The sequence below is a fragment of the Bradyrhizobium sp. LTSP857 genome, assembly GCF_000938285.1.
Taxonomy (GTDB): Bacteria; Pseudomonadota; Alphaproteobacteria; order Rhizobiales; family Xanthobacteraceae; genus Bradyrhizobium.
Genome location: NZ_JYMS01000046.1, coordinates 478,901 through 495,982, shown reverse-complemented (window position 1 = coordinate 495,982; position 17,082 = coordinate 478,901). Strand labels below are relative to the sequence as shown.

16 protein-coding genes are annotated in these 17,082 nt (G+C 64.7%); 14 read left to right on the top strand and 2 right to left on the bottom strand.

Features of this window, described 5'->3' with window-relative positions; genetic code table 11:
* The first annotated feature begins 207 nt into the window (after positions 1 to 207).
* From UP06_RS31750 to lpxB, 14 genes are all read left to right on the top strand, one after another.
* Entirely contained in the window at positions 208 to 1,203 is a 996-nt protein-coding gene (locus UP06_RS31750) for a 30S ribosomal protein S2 (protein ID WP_045007603.1), read from the top strand.
* 132 nt (positions 1,204 to 1,335) lie between these two features.
* Positions 1,336 to 2,259, top strand: coding sequence for a translation elongation factor Ts (tsf, locus tag UP06_RS31745; protein WP_045007602.1), 924 nt, complete (start codon positions 1,336 to 1,338; stop codon positions 2,257 to 2,259).
* A 60-nt stretch (positions 2,260 to 2,319) separates the two neighbouring features.
* Positions 2,320 to 3,036 (top strand): UMP kinase, encoded by a 717-nt coding sequence (gene pyrH, locus UP06_RS31740; RefSeq protein WP_045007601.1) that lies wholly within the window; start codon positions 2,320 to 2,322, stop codon positions 3,034 to 3,036.
* A 59-nt stretch (positions 3,037 to 3,095) separates the two neighbouring features.
* The gene (gene frr / locus UP06_RS31735) at positions 3,096 to 3,659 is read left to right on the top strand and encodes a ribosome recycling factor (protein WP_045007600.1); all 564 of its coding nucleotides are present in this window, start codon (positions 3,096 to 3,098) and stop codon (positions 3,657 to 3,659) included.
* Between the two features lie 121 nt (positions 3,660 to 3,780).
* Complete coding sequence (locus UP06_RS31730; protein ID WP_045007599.1) at positions 3,781 to 4,539, top strand: isoprenyl transferase; 759 nt, start codon at positions 3,781 to 3,783, stop codon at positions 4,537 to 4,539.
* Positions 4,536 to 5,378, top strand: a complete 843-nt coding sequence (locus tag UP06_RS31725; protein ID WP_156163354.1) for a phosphatidate cytidylyltransferase — start codon at positions 4,536 to 4,538, stop codon at positions 5,376 to 5,378. The genes UP06_RS31730 and UP06_RS31725 overlap by 4 nt, the downstream gene beginning before the upstream one ends.
* A gap of 4 nt (positions 5,379 to 5,382) precedes the next feature.
* Positions 5,383 to 6,606, top strand: a complete 1,224-nt coding sequence (dxr, locus tag UP06_RS31720; RefSeq protein ID WP_045007598.1) for a 1-deoxy-D-xylulose-5-phosphate reductoisomerase — start codon at positions 5,383 to 5,385, stop codon at positions 6,604 to 6,606.
* 44 nt (positions 6,607 to 6,650) lie between these two features.
* Positions 6,651 to 7,802, top strand: coding sequence for an RIP metalloprotease RseP (rseP, locus tag UP06_RS31715; protein WP_045007597.1), 1,152 nt, complete (start codon positions 6,651 to 6,653; stop codon positions 7,800 to 7,802).
* Positions 7,803 to 7,976: 174 nt separating this feature from the next.
* Complete coding sequence (gene bamA / locus UP06_RS31710) at positions 7,977 to 10,511, top strand: outer membrane protein assembly factor BamA (RefSeq protein WP_045007596.1); 2,535 nt, start codon at positions 7,977 to 7,979, stop codon at positions 10,509 to 10,511.
* 149 nt (positions 10,512 to 10,660) lie between these two features.
* On the top strand, positions 10,661 to 11,728 hold the full coding sequence (gene lpxD, locus UP06_RS31705) for a UDP-3-O-(3-hydroxymyristoyl)glucosamine N-acyltransferase (RefSeq protein WP_045007655.1): 1,068 nt from the start codon (positions 10,661 to 10,663) through the stop codon (positions 11,726 to 11,728).
* Entirely contained in the window at positions 11,725 to 12,186 is a 462-nt protein-coding gene (gene fabZ, locus UP06_RS31700) for a 3-hydroxyacyl-ACP dehydratase FabZ (RefSeq protein WP_045007595.1), read from the top strand. The genes lpxD and fabZ overlap by 4 nt, the downstream gene beginning before the upstream one ends.
* Positions 12,187 to 12,356: 170 nt before the next feature.
* Positions 12,357 to 13,151 carry an acyl-ACP--UDP-N-acetylglucosamine O-acyltransferase gene (gene lpxA, locus UP06_RS31695; protein ID WP_045007594.1) on the top strand — a complete coding sequence of 265 codons (795 nt, stop codon included), beginning with the start codon at positions 12,357 to 12,359 and terminating at the stop codon, positions 13,149 to 13,151.
* Between the two features lie 19 nt (positions 13,152 to 13,170).
* Positions 13,171 to 14,028 carry an LpxI family protein gene (locus UP06_RS31690; RefSeq protein WP_045007654.1) on the top strand — a complete coding sequence of 286 codons (858 nt, stop codon included), beginning with the start codon at positions 13,171 to 13,173 and terminating at the stop codon, positions 14,026 to 14,028.
* Positions 14,025 to 15,209 carry a lipid-A-disaccharide synthase gene (gene lpxB, locus UP06_RS31685; protein ID WP_156163352.1) on the top strand — a complete coding sequence of 395 codons (1,185 nt, stop codon included), beginning with the start codon at positions 14,025 to 14,027 and terminating at the stop codon, positions 15,207 to 15,209. The genes UP06_RS31690 and lpxB overlap by 4 nt, the downstream gene beginning before the upstream one ends.
* Here the strand turns inward: lpxB and UP06_RS31680 are convergent.
* Positions 15,206 to 15,973 carry an SDR family NAD(P)-dependent oxidoreductase gene (locus tag UP06_RS31680; RefSeq protein WP_045007592.1) on the bottom strand — a complete coding sequence of 256 codons (768 nt, stop codon included), beginning with the start codon at positions 15,971 to 15,973 and terminating at the stop codon, positions 15,206 to 15,208. The two genes, lpxB and UP06_RS31680, sit on opposite strands and share 4 nt — an antisense overlap.
* The gene (locus UP06_RS31675) at positions 15,970 to 17,079 is read right to left on the bottom strand and encodes an ABC transporter ATP-binding protein (RefSeq protein ID WP_045007591.1); all 1,110 of its coding nucleotides are present in this window, start codon (positions 17,077 to 17,079) and stop codon (positions 15,970 to 15,972) included. Before UP06_RS31675 ends, UP06_RS31680 begins: the two co-directional genes overlap by 4 nt.
* Positions 17,080 to 17,082 lie beyond the last annotated feature (3 nt).

Genomic DNA, 17,082 nt, shown 5'->3' with positions numbered 1-17,082 from the left:
GCAGGGCGGAACGCCCGGGATAGACCTTTCGGGGGCCATAAACGCCCTCGAAAGGCCCTTATTTCCTTGCTTCTGGCCGAAATCGCGCTATACACCGCGCCATCTCACACGGAAGCATGGCTCACAAGGCCGTCCGGTGGCAGCCGGGGCGACAACGCTCCGTTTTGCTCACACGCTTCCGGAGGAACCAACCGGAGAATTAGAACGATGGCACTACCCGATTTCACTATGCGTCAGCTGCTCGAAGCTGGCGTGCACTTTGGTCACCAGTCCCACCGCTGGAATCCGAAAATGGCGCCGTTCATTTTCGGCGCCCGCAACAACATCCACATCGTCGATCTCGCCCAGACCGTGCCGTTGCTGCATACCGCGTTGCAGGCGGTCAGTGACACCGTCGCCAAGGGCGGCCGCATCCTGTTCGTCGGCACCAAGCGCCAAGCGCAGGATGGCGTTGCCGACGCGGCCAAGCGCTGCGCGCAGTATTTCGTCAATTCGCGCTGGCTCGGCGGTACGCTGACCAACTGGAAGACGATCTCCGGCTCGATCAAGCGCCTGCGCCACCTCGACGACGTGCTGGCTGGCGGCGATGCCAGCTCCTACACCAAGAAGGAGCGTCTGACGCTGCAGCGCGAGCGCGACAAGCTCGATCGCTCGCTCGGTGGCATCAAGGACATGGGCGGCCTGCCCGACATGATCTTCGTGATCGACACCAACAAGGAAGACATCGCGATCCAGGAAGCCCAGCGGCTCAATATCCCGGTCGCGGCGATCGTCGACACCAACTCCGACCCGAAGGGCATCACCTATGTGGTGCCGGGCAATGACGACGCCGGCCGCGCCATCGCGCTCTATTGCGATCTGATCGCACGTGCGGCGATCGATGGTATCTCGCGCGCCCAGGGCGATTCCGGCATCGACGTCGGTGCATCGGCCCGGCCGGTCGTCGCTGAAGAGCTTCCGGCGGCCACCAGCGGCTTCCAGGGCCTTGCCGGTCCGCGCGGTACCGCCGACGACCTCAAGAAGCTCCCGGGCGTGTCGGGCGCGATCGAGAAGAAGTTCAACGACCTCGGCATCTTCCACTTCTGGCAGCTCGCCGAGCTCGATCACGACACCGCGCACAAGATCGGCGAAGAAGTCGGTCTGCCCAGCCGCGCGGACGCGTGGGTGGCCAAGGCCAAGGCGCTGACCGCGGAAGCGGAATAGTCAAAAAGAGCGATGGGTTGGCCGGATAAGGTCCGGCCACCATTTCAGTTGACGCGAATTCCTGAAATGGACCGCGGCGGGGCGCTTCGATGCCACGCCGCGGCAAACCGGCAGGCAAAAGGATTTTCAACGATGGCAACGATCACAGCAGCGATGGTCAAGGAGCTGCGCGAGTCTACCGGCGCGGGCATGATGGACTGCAAGGCCGCGCTCACCGAGACCAACGGCGATTTGGAAGCGGCGCAGGACTGGCTGCGCAAGAAGGGCCTGTCGAAGGCCGCCAAGAAGTCGGGCCGCGTCGCGGCCGAGGGCCTGATCGGCGCGCTCACCAGGGGCACCAAGGGCGTCGTGGTCGAGGTCAACTCCGAGACCGACTTCGTCGCACGCAACGGCCAGTTCCAAGGCTTGGTCAAGATGATCGCCCAGGTCGCCTTCGACGCCGGCGCCGATGTCGAGAAGATCAAGGCCGCCAAGGTCGGCGACGTCACGATTGAAGCCGCGATCAATGATGCGATCGCGACCATCGGCGAGAACATGTCGCTGCGCCGCGCTGCTTCGCTCGAAGTGAGCCAGGGCGTGGTGTCGAGCTACGTCCACGGTGCCGTCATCGACGGCGCCGGCAAGATGGGCGTGATCGTGGCGCTGGAATCGCCCGGCAAAGCTGACGAGCTCGCGACGCTCGGCCGCCAGATCGCGATGCATATCGCGGCTGCCAATCCGCTCGCACTCGATCCGTCCGGCCTCGATCCGGCGGTTGTGAAGCGAGAGAAGGACGTGCTCGCCGACAAATATCGCCAGCAGGGCAAGCCTGAGAACGTGATCGAGAAGATCGTCGAGTCCGGTCTGAAGACCTATTACAAGGAAGTCTGCCTGCTCGAGCAGGCCTTCATCCACGACACCGGCAAGTCGGTGGCGCAGGCGGTGAAGGAGGCCGAGGGCAAGGTCGGCGGCGCCATTAAGATCGCCGGCTTCGTGCGCTATGCTCTCGGTGAGGGAATCGAGAAGCAGGAATCGGACTTCGCGGCCGAGGTCGCGGCGGCCAGCGGCAAGAAGTAAGCGCCGGAACGTTCCTTCCGGCGTGCCGCCGGAAGCGGCGCCCGGACGAGGAAAGTGCTCATGACTGATCCGGTCTATCGTCGCGTCGTGATCAAGCTGTCCGGCGAATATCTCGCGGGACAGCAGGGCTTTGGCATCGATCAGCCGACCATCGACCGGGTTGCGGACGATCTGATCGCCGCCCGTCATCTCGGCACCGAAGTCGCCGTCGTGATCGGCGGCGGCAATATCTTTCGCGGCGTCGAAGTGTCCTCCCGTGGCGTGTCGCGCCCGACCGGCGACACCATGGGCATGCTCGCGACCATGATGAACTGCCTCGCGCTCGAAGCCACGATCGAGCGCAAAGGCACGCCGGCGCGCACGCTGTCGGCCTTCGTCATGCCCGAGATTTCCGAGCTGTTCACCCGTACCGCGGCGCACAAATACCTCGCCGAGGGCCGAATCGTGCTGCTCGGCGGCGGAACCGGCAATCCGTTCTTCACCACCGATACGACCGCGGTGCTGCGCGCCGCCGAGATCGGCGCCGAAGCCGTGCTGAAGGCGACCAATGTCGACGGCGTCTACTCCGCCGACCCGAAAAAGGATCCGACCGCCACGCGATTCGACCGGCTGACGCATTCGCAGGCCATCGAGGGCGGCTACAAGGTGATGGATGCGACTGCCTTCGCACTTGCCCGCGAGACGTCGCTGCCTATCATCGTATTTTCGATCGCGGAGCCCGGTTCGATCGGCGCCATTCTGCGCGGCGCCGGCCACGGGACGATCGTCGCCGGCTGACAGCTCATCGGCGCCCGAAAGGGGTGCGGGGCGTGCCGGGTTTTTGAAGGAGAAGCGAGATGGCTACGGGTAATTTCGACATCAACGAAGTGAAGCGCCGCATGCAGGGCGCCATCCAGTCTCTCAAGCACGAGCTGGGTGGCTTGCGCACGGGCCGCGCCTCCGCATCGATGCTGGATCCGGTCCAGGTCGAGGCTTACGGCAGCCACATGCCCCTCAACCAGCTCGCCACCGTCAGCGTGCCCGAGCCGCGGCTGATCTCGGTCCAGGTCTGGGACAAGTCGATGGTCAAGCCGGTCGAGAAGGCGATCGTCGATTCCAATCTCGGCCTGTCGCCGGCGACGGAAGGCCAGGTCTTGCGGCTGCGCATTCCAGAGCTCAACGAGGAGCGGCGCAAGGAACTGGTCAAGGTCGCGCACAAATACGCGGAAGCCGCCAAGGTCGCCACGCGCCATGTCCGCCGCGACGGCCTCGATGTTCTGAAGAAGCTCGAGAAGAACCACGAGATGTCAGAGGACGACCAGGAGCGTCTGGCCGGCGACGTGCAGAAGGCGACCGACAGCACGATCACCGAGATCGACCAGTTGCTGGCCGCCAAGGAAAAAGAAATCCTCACCGTCTAAAGCGCGATGAATTGTCATCGCTCTTTAGGTTATTGTTCGCGCATGATCTTTTCGGATAACCGCTTCGCACTTTGCGCTAACGCGGCCCTTTGGGTCCGGATCATGCTTTAAGGCCGCCGTCATGTCCAACGCCGCAGCGCCCGTCACGGAAGGACCCGACAGGTCCGAGGCGCCCGCGCATGTTGCCATCATCATGGATGGCAATGGACGCTGGGCGGCCGCGCGCGGCTTGCCGCGGGCCGAGGGCCATCGCCGCGGTGTCGAAGCCCTGCGCCGCGTGGTCCGCGCCTCGCACGAGCTCGGCATCCGCTATCTCACCATCTTCTCCTTCAGCTCGGAGAACTGGTCGCGTCCGGCGAGCGAGATCGGCGATCTCTTCGGCCTGCTCCGCCGCTTCATCCGCAACGATCTTGCAAGCCTGCATCGCGACGGCGTCAAGGTGCGTATCATCGGCGAACGGGACGGGCTGGAGGGCGACATCTGCGCACTCCTGAACGAGGCCGAGGAATTGACGCGCGACAACACGCGCCTGACGCTGGTCGTCGCCTTCAATTACGGCTCGCGGCAGGAGATCGCGAAGGCGGCGCAGCAGCTCGCGCGCGAAGTTGCGGAAGGCAGGCGTGATCCGGCTTCGATTGATGCCGACACACTCGGCGCCCATCTCGATGCGCCCGACATTCCCGATCCCGATCTCATCATCCGCACCAGCGGCGAGCAGCGCCTGTCCAATTTCCTGATGTGGCAGGCCGCCTATAGTGAGCTCGTGTTCGTGCCGATCCACTGGCCCGACTTCGACAAGGCGGCGCTCGAAGGTGCGATCGCCGAATTCGCCAGGCGCGAGCGCCGTTTCGGCGGCCTGGTCGCGAAAACCGCCTCGTGAGCGAACCCGACGCCGCACCGGCCGGCTCCGCGCCTGCCTCGAGCAATCTCGTGATGCGAGTCCTCGCAGCGCTCGTGCTGGCGCCGCTCGCCATCGCGCTCGCTTATGCCGGCGGCTGGCTGTGGGCGCTTCTCGTCACCCTGGTGTCGATCGGACTGTTCGCGGAATGGCTGATGGTGGTGGGCGCCGGCTCGGCCGTTCTGACGGCGTCCGGGACGATCGTCCTCGCCATCATGGGCTTCTGCGTTGCCTTCGGCGCACTCAAGACCGCTGTCATCGCCGGCCTCATTGGCGGCGCGATCGTGACACTGCTCGCGCGGGGCAAGTTCGTCTGGGCCGCCACCGGTTTCGCCTACGCATCGGCAGCGCTGCTGGCCTCGATCCTGGTGCGGCAGGATCCCGCGCACGGCTTTGCCGCGCTGATGTTCGTGCTGCTCGTGGTGTGGGCGACCGATATCGGCGGCTATTTCGCCGGCCGCGGCATTGGCGGACCGAAGCTATGGCCGCGGGTCAGCCCCAAGAAGACCTGGGCCGGCGCGTTCGGCAGCTTTGCCGCAAGCCTCGGGGTTGCGGCCGGCTTTGCCGCTTGCGGGCTTGGAAAGGCGGTTCCACTGCTGCTCGTGAGCGCCGTCCTGACGGTGGTCTCGCAGTTCGGGGATCTCTTTGAATCCGCCGTGAAGCGGCGCTTCGGGGTCAAGGATTCCAGTCACTTAATTCCCGGCCATGGCGGGCTTCTGGACCGTCTGGACGGCTTTGTCGCCGCCATCCTGGTGGCATGGATTATCGGCTTTCTCCGCCATGGTGTGCATAGCGCCGGAAGCGGTCTTATGGTTTGGTGAGGATATGAGCGCGGTCCCATTGCGTAACAACAAGGCTGCGGCGTCGAGCGTCCGCAGCGTCACAGTCCTCGGCGCCACCGGCTCGATCGGCGACAGCACGATGGATCTGCTGCGCGCCTCTCCCGAGCGCTACCGCGTCGAGGCGCTGACGGCGAACAGCAATGTCGAAGCGCTGGTGAAGCTCGCCAAGGAGTTTTCCGCGCGCTTCGTTGCGATCGCCGACACCTCCAAGTTCGCCGAGCTCAAGTCCGCGCTTGCCGGAACCAGCACGGAATGCGGCGCCGGCGAAAGCGCGGTGATCGAGGCCGGCGCGCGTCCGGCCGATTGGGTGATGGCGGCGGTGAGCGGGGCGGCCGGACTGAAGCCGGCCTTGGCTGCGGTTGATCGCGGCGCCCATGTCGCGCTCGCCAACAAGGAATGCCTCGTCTGTGCCGGCGACTTCTTCATGCAGCGCGCGGCGAAAGCGGGCGCCTGCATTTTGCCGGCCGATTCAGAGCACAACGCGCTGTTCCAGGCGCTCAGTTCAGGCAATCGCGATGAACTCGTCCGCGTCATCATCACCGCCTCGGGTGGGCCGTTCCGGACCTGGAAGAGCGCCGATATCGAGCAGGCCACGCTCGCCCAGGCGCTGAAGCATCCGAACTGGAGCATGGGCCAGAAGATTACGATCGATTCCGCCTCGATGATGAACAAGGGGCTTGAGGTGATCGAGGCGTCGTATCTGTTCGCGCTGACGCCGGACGAGATCGACGTCCTGGTTCATCCGCAATCGATCATCCATGGCATGGTCGAATTCTCCGACCGCTCGGTCGTGGCCCAGCTCGGCTCGCCCGATATGCGGACGCCGATTGCGCATTGCCTCGGCTGGCCCGACCGGATCAAGGGCCCGGCGGCCAAGCTCGATCTGGCCAAGATCGGCCAGTTGACCTTCGACGCGCCGGATTTCGAACGGTTCCCCGGGCTTCGCCTGGCCTACGATTCGCTCCGGACCGGGAAGGGGGCGACCACCGTCTACAACGCTGCCAACGAGGTCGCGGTCGCCGCCTTCATCGCCGGTAAGATCAGGTTCGGCGCCATCGCGCGGCTGGTCGAGGCGACGCTCGAGGACTGGATCCGGGGCGGGAACCAGGCCCCGCTGACGTCAGCCGATGATGCAATATCCGTTGACCATGTTTCGCGAAATAGAGCCGCCGCCCTATTGCCTCAAATTGCCTTAAAGGCATCCTAGGTAGTTCGGGGCCAGGGCCTTGCGGCGCTGGATGAGGGAATTCGATGATCGACTTTTTCGTCCATAGTTTCAATACGTTGAGCCATGGGCTCTTGGGTTACGCGGTTCCCTTCCTGTTCGTCCTGACGATCGTCGTGTTCTTCCATGAGCTCGGCCATTTCCTGGTCGCGCGCTGGGCGGGTGTTCGGGTGTTAACCTTTTCACTCGGTTTCGGGCCTGAGCTGGTTGGTTTCAACGACCGCCATGGCACCCGCTGGAAGATCTCGGCGATTCCGCTCGGCGGCTACGTCAAATTCTTCGGTGACGAGAGCGAGGCTTCGACCCCGTCAGCCGAGACGCTCGCGGCCATGACCGCTGAGGAGCGCGCCGGCAGCTTCCATCACAAGAAAGTCGGCCCGCGCGCGGCCATCGTCGCGGCCGGACCGATCGCCAATTTCATCCTCGGCGCGCTGATCTTCGCCGGCATGGCGCTGTACTACGGCAAGCCGAGCACGATCGCGCGTGTCGACGGCGTCGTGGCCGACGGCGCCGCGGCTTCGGCCGGCTTCAAGATTGGGGACGTCGTCGTGCAGATCGACGGCAAGCCGATCGAGAGCTTTGCCGACATGCAGCGAATCGTTGCGATGAACGCCGGTTCGGCGCTTGCTTTCCAGGTGAAGCGGGACGGTGCAGTGGTGTCACTGACCGCGACACCGGCGCTGCTGGAGCGCAAGGATCCGTTCGGCAACAGCCATCGTCTCGGCGTGCTCGGCGTCGAGCACAAATCTCAGGCTGGTGAAGCTTCGACCGCGCCGGTCGGTGTCGGCGAGGCGCTCAAGATCGGTGTCGAGCAGGTCTGGTTCATCATCACCAGCACGTTCAAGTTCCTTGGCTCGCTGTTCGTCGGAAACGGCAATCCGAACGAGGTCAGCGGCGTCCTCGGAATCGCGAAAATGTCGGGGCAGGCGGCGAGCGCCGGGTTCCAGTTCGTGATCAATTTGTGCGCCGTGCTGTCGGTCTCGATCGGCCTGCTGAACCTGTTCCCGATCCCGCTGCTCGATGGCGGCCACCTTCTGTTCTATACGGCTGAGGTGCTCCGCGGCCGTCCGCTGTCGGAGCGGACGCAGGAGATGGGATTCCGAATCGGACTCGGTCTGGTGCTGATGCTGATGGTGTTTGCGACCTACAACGACATCCTTCGGATGGCCGCATCTTGATCGGGGCTTTTTTGTGACGTTGCTCTTGGGCAACGTCTTGGACTGAATTGGAATTACGGCGCGCTCAACCGTTTGCGGCGTCGGCGAAATTGGCTACAAGCGGCTTGAACTTGGGGAATCTCCAGACCGGCGTTGGGGTTGGGTCTGGTACGGAATGATAAGGGCGCGTTGCGCATGAAGTTTGGACTGCGACTCCGGGGGGGATTGCTTGCCGCCCTGATCATGTTCGGCGCGCCGGTGGTTGCCCCGGTCGGGGCTATTTTTGTGTCTTCGTCTGCGCTTGCTCAGACCGTCCAGTCGATTTCCGTCGAAGGAAATCGCCGTGTCGAGGTGGAGACGATCCGCTCCTATTTCAAGCCGGGCCCGGGTGGCCGCCTTGATCAAGGCGCCATCGATGACGGCCTCAAGGCCCTGATCGAGACCGGCCTGTTCCAGGACGTGAAGATCAACCGCGGCGCGGGTGGCCAGATCGTCGTCTCCGTGGTGGAAAACCCGGTGATCGGTCGCATCGCCTTCGAGGGCAACAAGAAGATCAAGGACGAGCAGCTCACCGCTGAAGTCCAGTCCAAGGCACGCGGCACATTCTCCCGCGCGATGGTGCAGTCGGACACGCTGCGAATCGCTGAAATCTACCGCCGCTCCGGCCGCTATGACGTACGGGTCACGCCGGAAGTCATCGAGCAGCCGAACAACCGCGTCGACCTCGTCTTCACGGTCGAGGAAGGCGCCAAGACCGGCGTCAAGTCGATCGAGTTCGTCGGCAACAATGCGTTCTCGTCCTACCGCCTGCGCGACATCATCAAGACGCACGAATCGAATCTGCTGAGCTTCCTCGCCAGCAACGACATCTACGATCCGGATCGCGTCGAAGCCGACCGCGACCTGATCCGCCGCTTCTATCTCAAGAACGGTTTTGCCGACGTCCAGGTCGTGGCCGCGCTCACCGAGTACGATCCGGACAAGAAGGGCTTCCTCGTCACCTTCAAGATCGAGGAAGGCCAGCAGTATCGCGTCGGCAGCGTCGATTTCCGCACCAGTATCGCCAGTTTCGACCCGACCTCGATGCGCAATTTTTCGCGCGTCAATGTCGGCTCGCTCTACAACGTCGAATCGGTCGAGAAGTCGGTCGAGGACATGCAGATCGAGGCCTCGCGCCGCGGCTTTGCCTTCGCCGTGGTGCGTCCGGGCGGTGATCGCAATTTCGATGCGCACACCGTGTCGGTCGTGTTCAACATCGACGAGGGTCCGCGCACCTATATCGAGCGCATCAACATCCGCGGTAACACCCGTACGCGCGACTACGTGATCCGCCGCGAGTTCGACCTCTCCGAGGGCGACGCCTACAACCGCGCACTCGTCGACCGCGCCGAGCGCCGCCTGAAGAACCTCGACTACTTCAAAAGCGTGAAGATCACGACGGAGCCGGGCTCATCCAGCGACCGCGTGGTGCTGATCGTCGATCTCGAAGAGAAGTCGACCGGCGACTTCTCGATCTCGGGTGGTTACTCCACGACTGACGGTGCGCTGGCCGAAGTGTCGGTCTCCGAGCGCAATTTGCTCGGCCGCGGCCTGTTCGCCAAGGCGTCGGTGACCTACGGCCAGTATGCGCGCGGCTACTCGCTGTCGTTCGTCGAGCCGTATCTGCTCGACTACCGCGTCGCGCTGGGTCTCGACTTCTATCAGCGCACCCAGCTCTCCAACAGCTACATCTCCTACGGCACCAAGACGCTGGGCTTCTCGCCGCGCCTCGGCTTCTCCTTGCGTGAAGATCTGGCGCTCCAGCTGCGCTACTCGGTCTACCAGCAGGAAATCACGCTGCCGTATTACCTGGCGAACTGTAACAACGTGCTGGGTTCGTCAGCGTTCAATCCGAGCCCGGCCTTTGCCAACCTCAATGGCATCGACCTGAGCTCGACCAGCGGCCTCGGCTGCTACAGCGACGGCGAAGCCTCCCTGCCGGTGCGCAAGGAGCTTGCGAATGGCAAGACGCTGACCTCGGCGCTCGGCTATTCGCTGACCTACAACACGCTGGACAACAACAAGAACCCGACTGACGGCCTGATTGTCGACTTCAAGCAGGACTTCGCCGGCGTCGGCGGCGACGTCACCTACCTGAAGACCGTGGCCGATGCGAAGTACTACCAGTCGCTGGTGTCGGACCTCGTCGGCCTCATCCACCTCCAGGGCGGTATCCTGACCAAGGTGGGCAGCGACCTGCGCATGCTCGATCACTTCCAGATGGGGCCGAACCTCGTCCGCGGCTTTGCCCCGAACGGCATCGGCCCGCGCGACCTCAATCCCTTCGGCACGCAGGACGCGCTCGGTGGCACCAAGTACTGGGGCGCTTCGCTCGAATTGCAGATGCCGTTCTGGTTCCTGCCAAAGGAAGTCGGCCTGAAGGGCGCGGTCTACGCCGACGCCGGCGGTCTCTACGACTACCAGGGCCCGACGACGTGGTCGGTGACCAACGAAATGACCACGCCGAAGAACTCGAACTGTATTCCGTCGACCATCACCCCGGCGGCCACGCCGGGAACCTGTACTGGCCTGGTCTATGACGACAGCAAGGTCATCCGCTCGTCGGTCGGTGTCGGCTTGATCTGGGCCTCGCCGTTCGGACCGCTGCGCTTCGACTACGCGGTGCCGCTCACCAAGGGCAAGAATGACCGCACGCAGGAATTCCGGTTCGGCGGCGGCACGACGTTCTAGTTCGATCAGCAGGGCATGATCCGGCCCCTTTTAGTTTCCCTTGGGTTTCCCTTGGGGGCCGGTCGCCAAAAAGATCGTGTTCAATCCATGAGATGAGGCATGATGCGGCCTGGCCGCTTCATGCCGAAGCCGGACCGCGACGGGGTGGAATGGCGCAGCCGACCTTCTTCACAAAGCCGCCAGCCTCAGCGCTGGCCGACATTGCCGAGCTGACCAAGGCGCAACTGGTCGACCCCTCGCGGGGCGGCCATGTCATCACGGGCCTCGCTTCGCTCGACGAGGCCGGCCCGATGCATCTGGCGTTCTTCGACAATTTGAAATACGCCGACGAGCTTAAGGCTACCAAAGCGGGCGCCTGCCTGGTGAGCCCGCGCTTCGAGGCCCAGGTGCCGGCGCATGTGGCGGTGCTGCGGGTGGCGCAGCCGTTCCGTGCCTTCGTCAGGATCGCGCGGGAATGGCACGGCGATGCGCTCAGGCCGCAATCCTGGGTCGGCAATGGCGGCATCGCGCCGTCGGCCATCATCGATCCCTCGGCCCGGCTCGAGGACGGCGTCATCGTCGATCCCCTGGCCGTCATCGGTCCGGATGTCGAGATCGGCAGCGGCACCGTGGTCGGCGTCGGCGCGGTCATCGGCCCGGGCGTCAAGATCGGCCGGGACTGCAATGTCGGCGCCCGCACCGCGATCCAGTGCACCCTGATCGGCAACAACGTCCTGATCCATCCGGGCTGCTCGATCGGCCAGGACGGCTACGGCTTCATCTTCTTCGGCCCCGAGGGCCATCTGAAGGTGCCGCAGACCGGCCGGGTGCTGATCCAGAACGATGTCGAGGTCGGCGCCGGCACCACCATCGACCGCGGGTCCTTGCGCGACACCGTGATCGGCGAGGGCACCAAAATCGACAATCAGGTCCAGATCGGCCACAATGTGACCATCGGCCGGCACTGCCTGCTGGCGGCCCAGATCGGGCTCGCGGGCAGCCTGACCATCGGCGACAACGTAGCGCTGGGAGCGAAGGTTGGCATCAACAACCACCTCAAGATCGGCGACGGGGCTCAGGTGACGGCCATGAGCGGCGTCAAGGACGACATTCCGGCGGGCGGGCGCTGGGGTGGCTTTTTTGCCAAGCCGACCAGGCAGTGGTTCAAAGAGATTTTGGCGGTGGAGCGCCTGGCGCGCGACAGCAAGGCCGATCCGAAGGATGAGGGACGGGAATGACGGAGGAATCGCCGGTCAAGTTCGCGCTTGTGGATATCAATATGATCCTGCAAACGCTGCCGCACCGCTTTCCGATGCTGCTGATCGATCGCGTGATCAACATCCGCGCCGATTACAGCGGCATCGGCATCAAGAACGTCACCTTCAACGAGCCGCAGTTTCAGGGCCATTTCCCGGATCGCCCGGTCTATCCCGGCGTGATGATGATCGAGGCGATGGCACAGACGGCGGGTGTGATCGGCATCAAGTCGGTCGAGGGCACCGAGAAGCCACGCGCGGTCTATTTCCTCACCATCGATAAGTGCAAATTCCGCAAGCCCGTGATGCCCGGCGACACCATCGAATATCACATGCGCTCGCTCGGCCGCCGCAAGGCCATGTGGTGGTTTCACGGTGACGCCAAGGTCAACGGCACGGTCGTCGCCGAAGCCGATGTCGGCGCCATGCTGACCGACTGATTGAGGCGCGCCGTCCGTTCAAGTGTTGGATGAGGTCGTTGATGCAGCGGCAGGGCCAGTTCGGCCGGCTTCTGAAACAAGCCGAGATCATACGTCACTGGACAGATCGGGCGCAGTCGCGCTAACCACCGGAAAGCCGAGCAACTTCAACACATAGTCAGACCTTCTTGATGAGTAAGATCGACCCCACCGCGCGGGTGGAAGACGGCGCCGTGATCGGCGAGGGCACCGAGATCGGGCCCTATTGCATCATCGGCCCGCATGTCGTGATCGGCAAGAACTGCAAGTTGATCGGCCATGTGCACATCACGGCGCAGACCACGATCGGCGACGATTGCACCATCTATCCGTTCGCCTCGCTGGGCACGCCGCCGCAATCGCTCAGCTATCGTGGCGAGTTGACGAAGCTGACGATCGGCTCAGGCTGCACCATCCGCGAATCCGTGACCATGAACGCCGGCACGGTTGCGGGCGGCGGCATCACAGAGGTCGGCGACCGCAACTATTTCATGAACTGCAGCCATGTCGGCCATGACTGTCACGTCGGCAACGACGTGATCTTCGCGACCTCGGCGACGCTCGGCGGTCACTGCGAGATCGGCGACTTCGTCTTCATCGGTGGTCTGTCCGCCGTGCACCAGTTCACCCGCATCGGTCCGCAGGTCATGGTCGGCGGTGTCTGCGGCGTGCGCGACGACATCATTCCGTTCGGGCTCGTCAACGGCCAGTACGCAGCGCTCGAAGGCCTCAACATCATCGGCATGAAGCGGCGCAAGTTCACCAAGCAGCGGCTGGCGTCGGTGCGTGCGTTCTATCAAAAACTCTTCCACGGCCCCGGCATGTTTGCCGAGCGGCTCGAAGCGGTGGGGCCGCTTGCAGGCGAGGATCCCGCGATCGGCGAAATCCTCGACTTCATCGGCAAGGGCAAGCATCGCCCGCTCTGTCTTCCCGTCATCGCGAAGTGATCCTGGGATGGCCGCGGACATGACATCGGCGGCGTCAGGGATTTCATCGCCGGTCGGCGTGGTCGCAGGCGGCGGCGCGATGCCGTTTGCGGTCGCCGAGTCGCTCGCCGCGCGCGACATCACGCCAGTGCTGTTTCCCCTCCGGGGCGCCTGCGATCCGGCGCAGGTGGAAAAATTCCACCACCGCTGGATCTCAGTCGGCCAGCTCGGCCGCGCGATGCGGCTGTTCCGCGAGGAAGGCTGCCGCGACCTGATCTTCATCGGCACGCTGGTGCGGCCCTCCCTCACCGAGATCCGGTTCGACTTCACAACGTTGCGGCTGCTCGGCAACGTTATCCGCGCCTTCCGTGGCGGCGACGATCATCTGTTGTCCAGTGTCGGGCGCATTCTCGAGCAAGGCGGCTTTCGCATGGTCGGCATCAAGGATGTTGCACCTGACCTGTTGATGCCTGAGGGCTGCATTACCCGCGCCTGGCCGAGCGACAACGGCAAGAGCGATATCGAGCGCGGACGCGCGGTGCTGACCGCGCTCGGTCCGTTCGACATCGGCCAGGCCGCCGTCGTGATCGACGGCCATGTGGTGGCGGTCGAGGACATCGAGGGCACCGATGCGCTGCTGGCGCGTGTGGCACGGCTGCGCGAGGAGGGCCGCATCCGCGCCGCGACGGGCCGCGGCGTGCTGGTGAAGGCGCCGAAGAGCGGTCAGGATCTGCGGTTCGACCTGCCGACCATCGGCGCTCGCACCATCGAGGGCGTCGCGGCCGCAGGCTTAGCCGGCATCGCCGTCGTCGCCGGCAACACCATCGCGGCCGAGCCGCAGGCGATGATCGCGCTCGCCGACGCAAAATACCTCTTCATCGTCGGCCTGTCGGCGTGATGCAGAGCCGCGATCCCAAGCGAAAGATCTTCCTGATCGCGACGGAGGAATCCGGCGACCGGCTCGGCTCGGCGCTGATGAAGGTGCTGCGCCAGCGGCTCGGCGATGGCGTGCAGTTCGAAGGCGTCGGCGGCACCACCATGGCGCGCGAGGGGCTGGTTTCGCTGTTTCCGATCGAGGAGCTCTCGATCGTCGGCTTCGCCGCAGTCGTGCAGCAATTGCCAAAAATCCTGCGGCTGATCCGCGAGACCGCGGACGCCGTGATCGAGGCCGCGCCCGACGCGCTCATCATCATCGACAGCCCCGATTTCACCCATCGCGTCGCCCGCCGCGTGCGCGGGCACAATCCAGCGATCCCGGTTGTCGATTACGTCTCGCCCTCGGTCTGGGCGTGGCGGCCGGGCCGGGCGCGCGCCATGCTCGGCTATGTCGATCACGTGCTTGGCGTATTGCCGTTCGAGCCGGAGGAATATCGCAAGCTGAAGGGACCGCCATGCAGCTATGTCGGCCATCCCCTGATCGAGCAGCTTGCGCAGCTGCGCCCGAACGCGGAGGAGCAGACGCGCCGCGACGCAGAGCCGCCGGTTTTGCTGGTGCTGCCGGGCAGCCGCCGCAGCGAGATCCGGCATCATCTCGCGGTGTTCGGCGCGACGCTCGGCCGGTTGCAGGCTGGCGGCTCTGCCTTCGAGCTGATGCTGCCGACGATGCCGCATCTGGAAGCCACGGTGCGCGAGGGCGTCGCCAGCTGGCCGGTCAAGCCGCGGATCGTGGTCGGCGAAAACGAAAAGCGCGCCGCCTTCCGCATCGCGCGCGCGGCATTTGCAAAATCGGGCACGGTGACGCTGGAGCTGGCGCTGTCCGGCATTCCGATGGTGACGGCCTATCGCGTCGGCGCGATCGAGGCCTTCATCCTGCGCCGCGCGGTCCAGGTCTCGTCTGTGATCCTCGCTAATCTCGTGATCGGCAAGGACGTCATTCCGGAGTTCTTGCAGGAGGACTGCACGCCGGAGAAGCTCGCGCCAGCGCTGTCCGAAGTGCTGACGGATTCGCCGCTGCGCCGGCAGCAGGTCGAGGCCTTCGCCCAGCTCGACACGATCATGTCGACCGGCAACAAATCGCCGAGCGTGCTCGCCGCCGACATCGTGCTCGCGACGATGCGCAAGGGCGTGCGAAAGCCCTAGCCAAGGCCGCCATCGACCTGGAAGCACTGGCGCGTGATGCGCTGGCTGGCGTCGGAAGCCAGGAACAGCGCCATGTTGGCGATGTCCTCGGGCGTCACCGCATCGGGAATGGCCTGGCGCGTGCGCAGCTCGGCGATTGCCTGCTCGTTCGGAAACCACAGCCGGCGCTGCCGCTCGGTGATCACCATGCCCGGCGCGATCGCATTGACGCGGATGCGGTCGGGGCCGACCAGCCGGGCCAGCGAATTGGTGAAGCCGACGATTGCAGCCTTTGCTGCGGCATAGACCGGCAGCGCCGGCGCGCCGCGCATCCAGGCGATCGATGACATGTTGATGATCGAGCCGCCGCCGCGCGCCCGCATCTGCGGTACCACCGCTTGCGCCGCAAAGAAGACGTGCTTGAGATTGACGCCGATCATCCAGTCGAATTCGGCTGGTGTCACCTCGGCCAGAACCTGGCGCTGGTCGTTGGCGGCGTTGTTGACGAGGACCGCGGCATCGCCAAGTGTTCCGTGAACCTGTGTCATCGCCGAACGCAAGGCGTCGATGTCCAGGAGGTCGCAGGGCACGAATAGCGGTGCGGAGCCGGAGATGCCCGCCACCTCATTTGCCAGCGCCTCGCCGGCATCCGCATCCACGTCGAGAAACGCGACACGCGCACCCTGCGCCGCGAAGGCGCGCACGAAGGCGGCGCCGATGCCGCTGGCGCCTCCGGTGATCAGCACCACGCGGTCCGCAAGGCCGGCATAGCTCGTCTGGGTCATGCGATCAGTCGCTCCGTCTCGGGGTCGAACAGGCAGATGCGCCGGGTGTCGAGCGCGAAGGGTACGGGGGCGCCCGGTGTCGGGCGGATGTCCGGCGAGAGGCGCGCCAGCGCGGGCTCGCCGCCAAGCCGCAGCAGGACGATGGTCTCCGCGCCGGTGGGCTCGATCATCTCGACTGGCGCGGTGACGAGGACGGGCGGCTCGGCTGAGAAGATGCGGCTGCCCTCGGCGATGCATTCCGGCCTGATCCCGAGCACCACCTCGCGGCCGACAAAGGACGCCGCTGCGTCATAGCCACGGAGGTGGAAACGGACCTCATCCGGCAGCCCTGCACCGATCACCACCATAGGTCCGCCGGCGTCAGCCTCGAGCCGTGCCGGCATCGTGTTCATCGGCGGCGAGCCCATGAAGCGGGCGACGAACAGATTGGCCGGATAGCGGTACACGGTGTCCGGATCGGCGAATTGCTGCACCACGCCCCGATGCATCACCGCGATGCGGGTCGCCATCGTCATCGCCTCGATCTGGTCGTGGGTGACATAGACGATCGTGGCGCCAATGCGCTGATGCAGCCGCTTGATCTCCATCCGCATCTCGACGCGCAGTTTGGCATCGAGGTTGGAAAGCGGTTCGTCGAACAGGAAGAGCAGGGGATCGCGCACCAGCGCCCGACCCATCGCCACGCGCTGGCGCTGGCCGCCGGACAGCTGCGACGGCTTGCGGCCCAGCAGGGGCTCGATCTGGAGCAGCCGGGCCACATTCGCCAGCGCCTTCTCCTGCTCCGCCCTGGCGACGCCTCGGCATTCCATGCCGAAAGTGATGTTCTGGCGCACCGTCATCGACGGGTAGAGCGCGTAGGACTGGAACACCATGGCGATGTCGCGGTCCTTGGGCGGGACGTCGTTGACGACGCGCCCGCCGATCTCGACGGTGCCTTCGCTGGCGCGATCGAGCCCTGCGACGATGTTGAGCAGCGTGGACTTGCCGCAGCCGGAGGGCCCGACCAGCACGGTGAATTCGCCACTCTCGATGTCGAGGTTGATGCCCTTCAGCACCTCCAGATTGGCGTAGCGCTTCGACAGGGCGCGAATGCTTAGTGCTGCCATGAC

Excerpts from the sequence above, each read along its gene's own strand:
- UP06_RS31675 (WP_045007591.1), bottom strand. The coding sequence starts at position 17,079 with ATGGCAGCACTAAGCATTCGCGCCCTGTCGAAGCGCTACGCCAATCTG.
- UP06_RS31730 (WP_045007599.1), top strand. The coding sequence starts at position 3,781 with ATGTCCAACGCCGCAGCGCCCGTCACGGAAGGACCCGACAGGTCCGAG.
- rseP (WP_045007597.1), top strand. The coding sequence starts at position 6,651 with ATGATCGACTTTTTCGTCCATAGTTTCAATACGTTGAGCCATGGGCTC.
- frr (WP_045007600.1), top strand. The coding sequence starts at position 3,096 with ATGGCTACGGGTAATTTCGACATCAACGAAGTGAAGCGCCGCATGCAG.
- bamA (WP_045007596.1), top strand. The coding sequence starts at position 7,977 with ATGAAGTTTGGACTGCGACTCCGGGGGGGATTGCTTGCCGCCCTGATC.
- dxr (WP_045007598.1), top strand. The coding sequence starts at position 5,383 with ATGAGCGCGGTCCCATTGCGTAACAACAAGGCTGCGGCGTCGAGCGTC.
- tsf (WP_045007602.1), top strand. The coding sequence starts at position 1,336 with ATGGCAACGATCACAGCAGCGATGGTCAAGGAGCTGCGCGAGTCTACC.
- UP06_RS31690 (WP_045007654.1), top strand. The coding sequence starts at position 13,171 with ATGACATCGGCGGCGTCAGGGATTTCATCGCCGGTCGGCGTGGTCGCA.
- UP06_RS31680 (WP_045007592.1), bottom strand. The coding sequence starts at position 15,973 with ATGACCCAGACGAGCTATGCCGGCCTTGCGGACCGCGTGGTGCTGATC.
- fabZ (WP_045007595.1), top strand. The coding sequence starts at position 11,725 with ATGACGGAGGAATCGCCGGTCAAGTTCGCGCTTGTGGATATCAATATG.
- UP06_RS31750 (WP_045007603.1), top strand. The coding sequence starts at position 208 with ATGGCACTACCCGATTTCACTATGCGTCAGCTGCTCGAAGCTGGCGTG.
- lpxA (WP_045007594.1), top strand. The coding sequence starts at position 12,357 with ATGAGTAAGATCGACCCCACCGCGCGGGTGGAAGACGGCGCCGTGATC.
- lpxD (WP_045007655.1), top strand. The coding sequence starts at position 10,661 with ATGGCGCAGCCGACCTTCTTCACAAAGCCGCCAGCCTCAGCGCTGGCC.
- pyrH (WP_045007601.1), top strand. The coding sequence starts at position 2,320 with ATGACTGATCCGGTCTATCGTCGCGTCGTGATCAAGCTGTCCGGCGAA.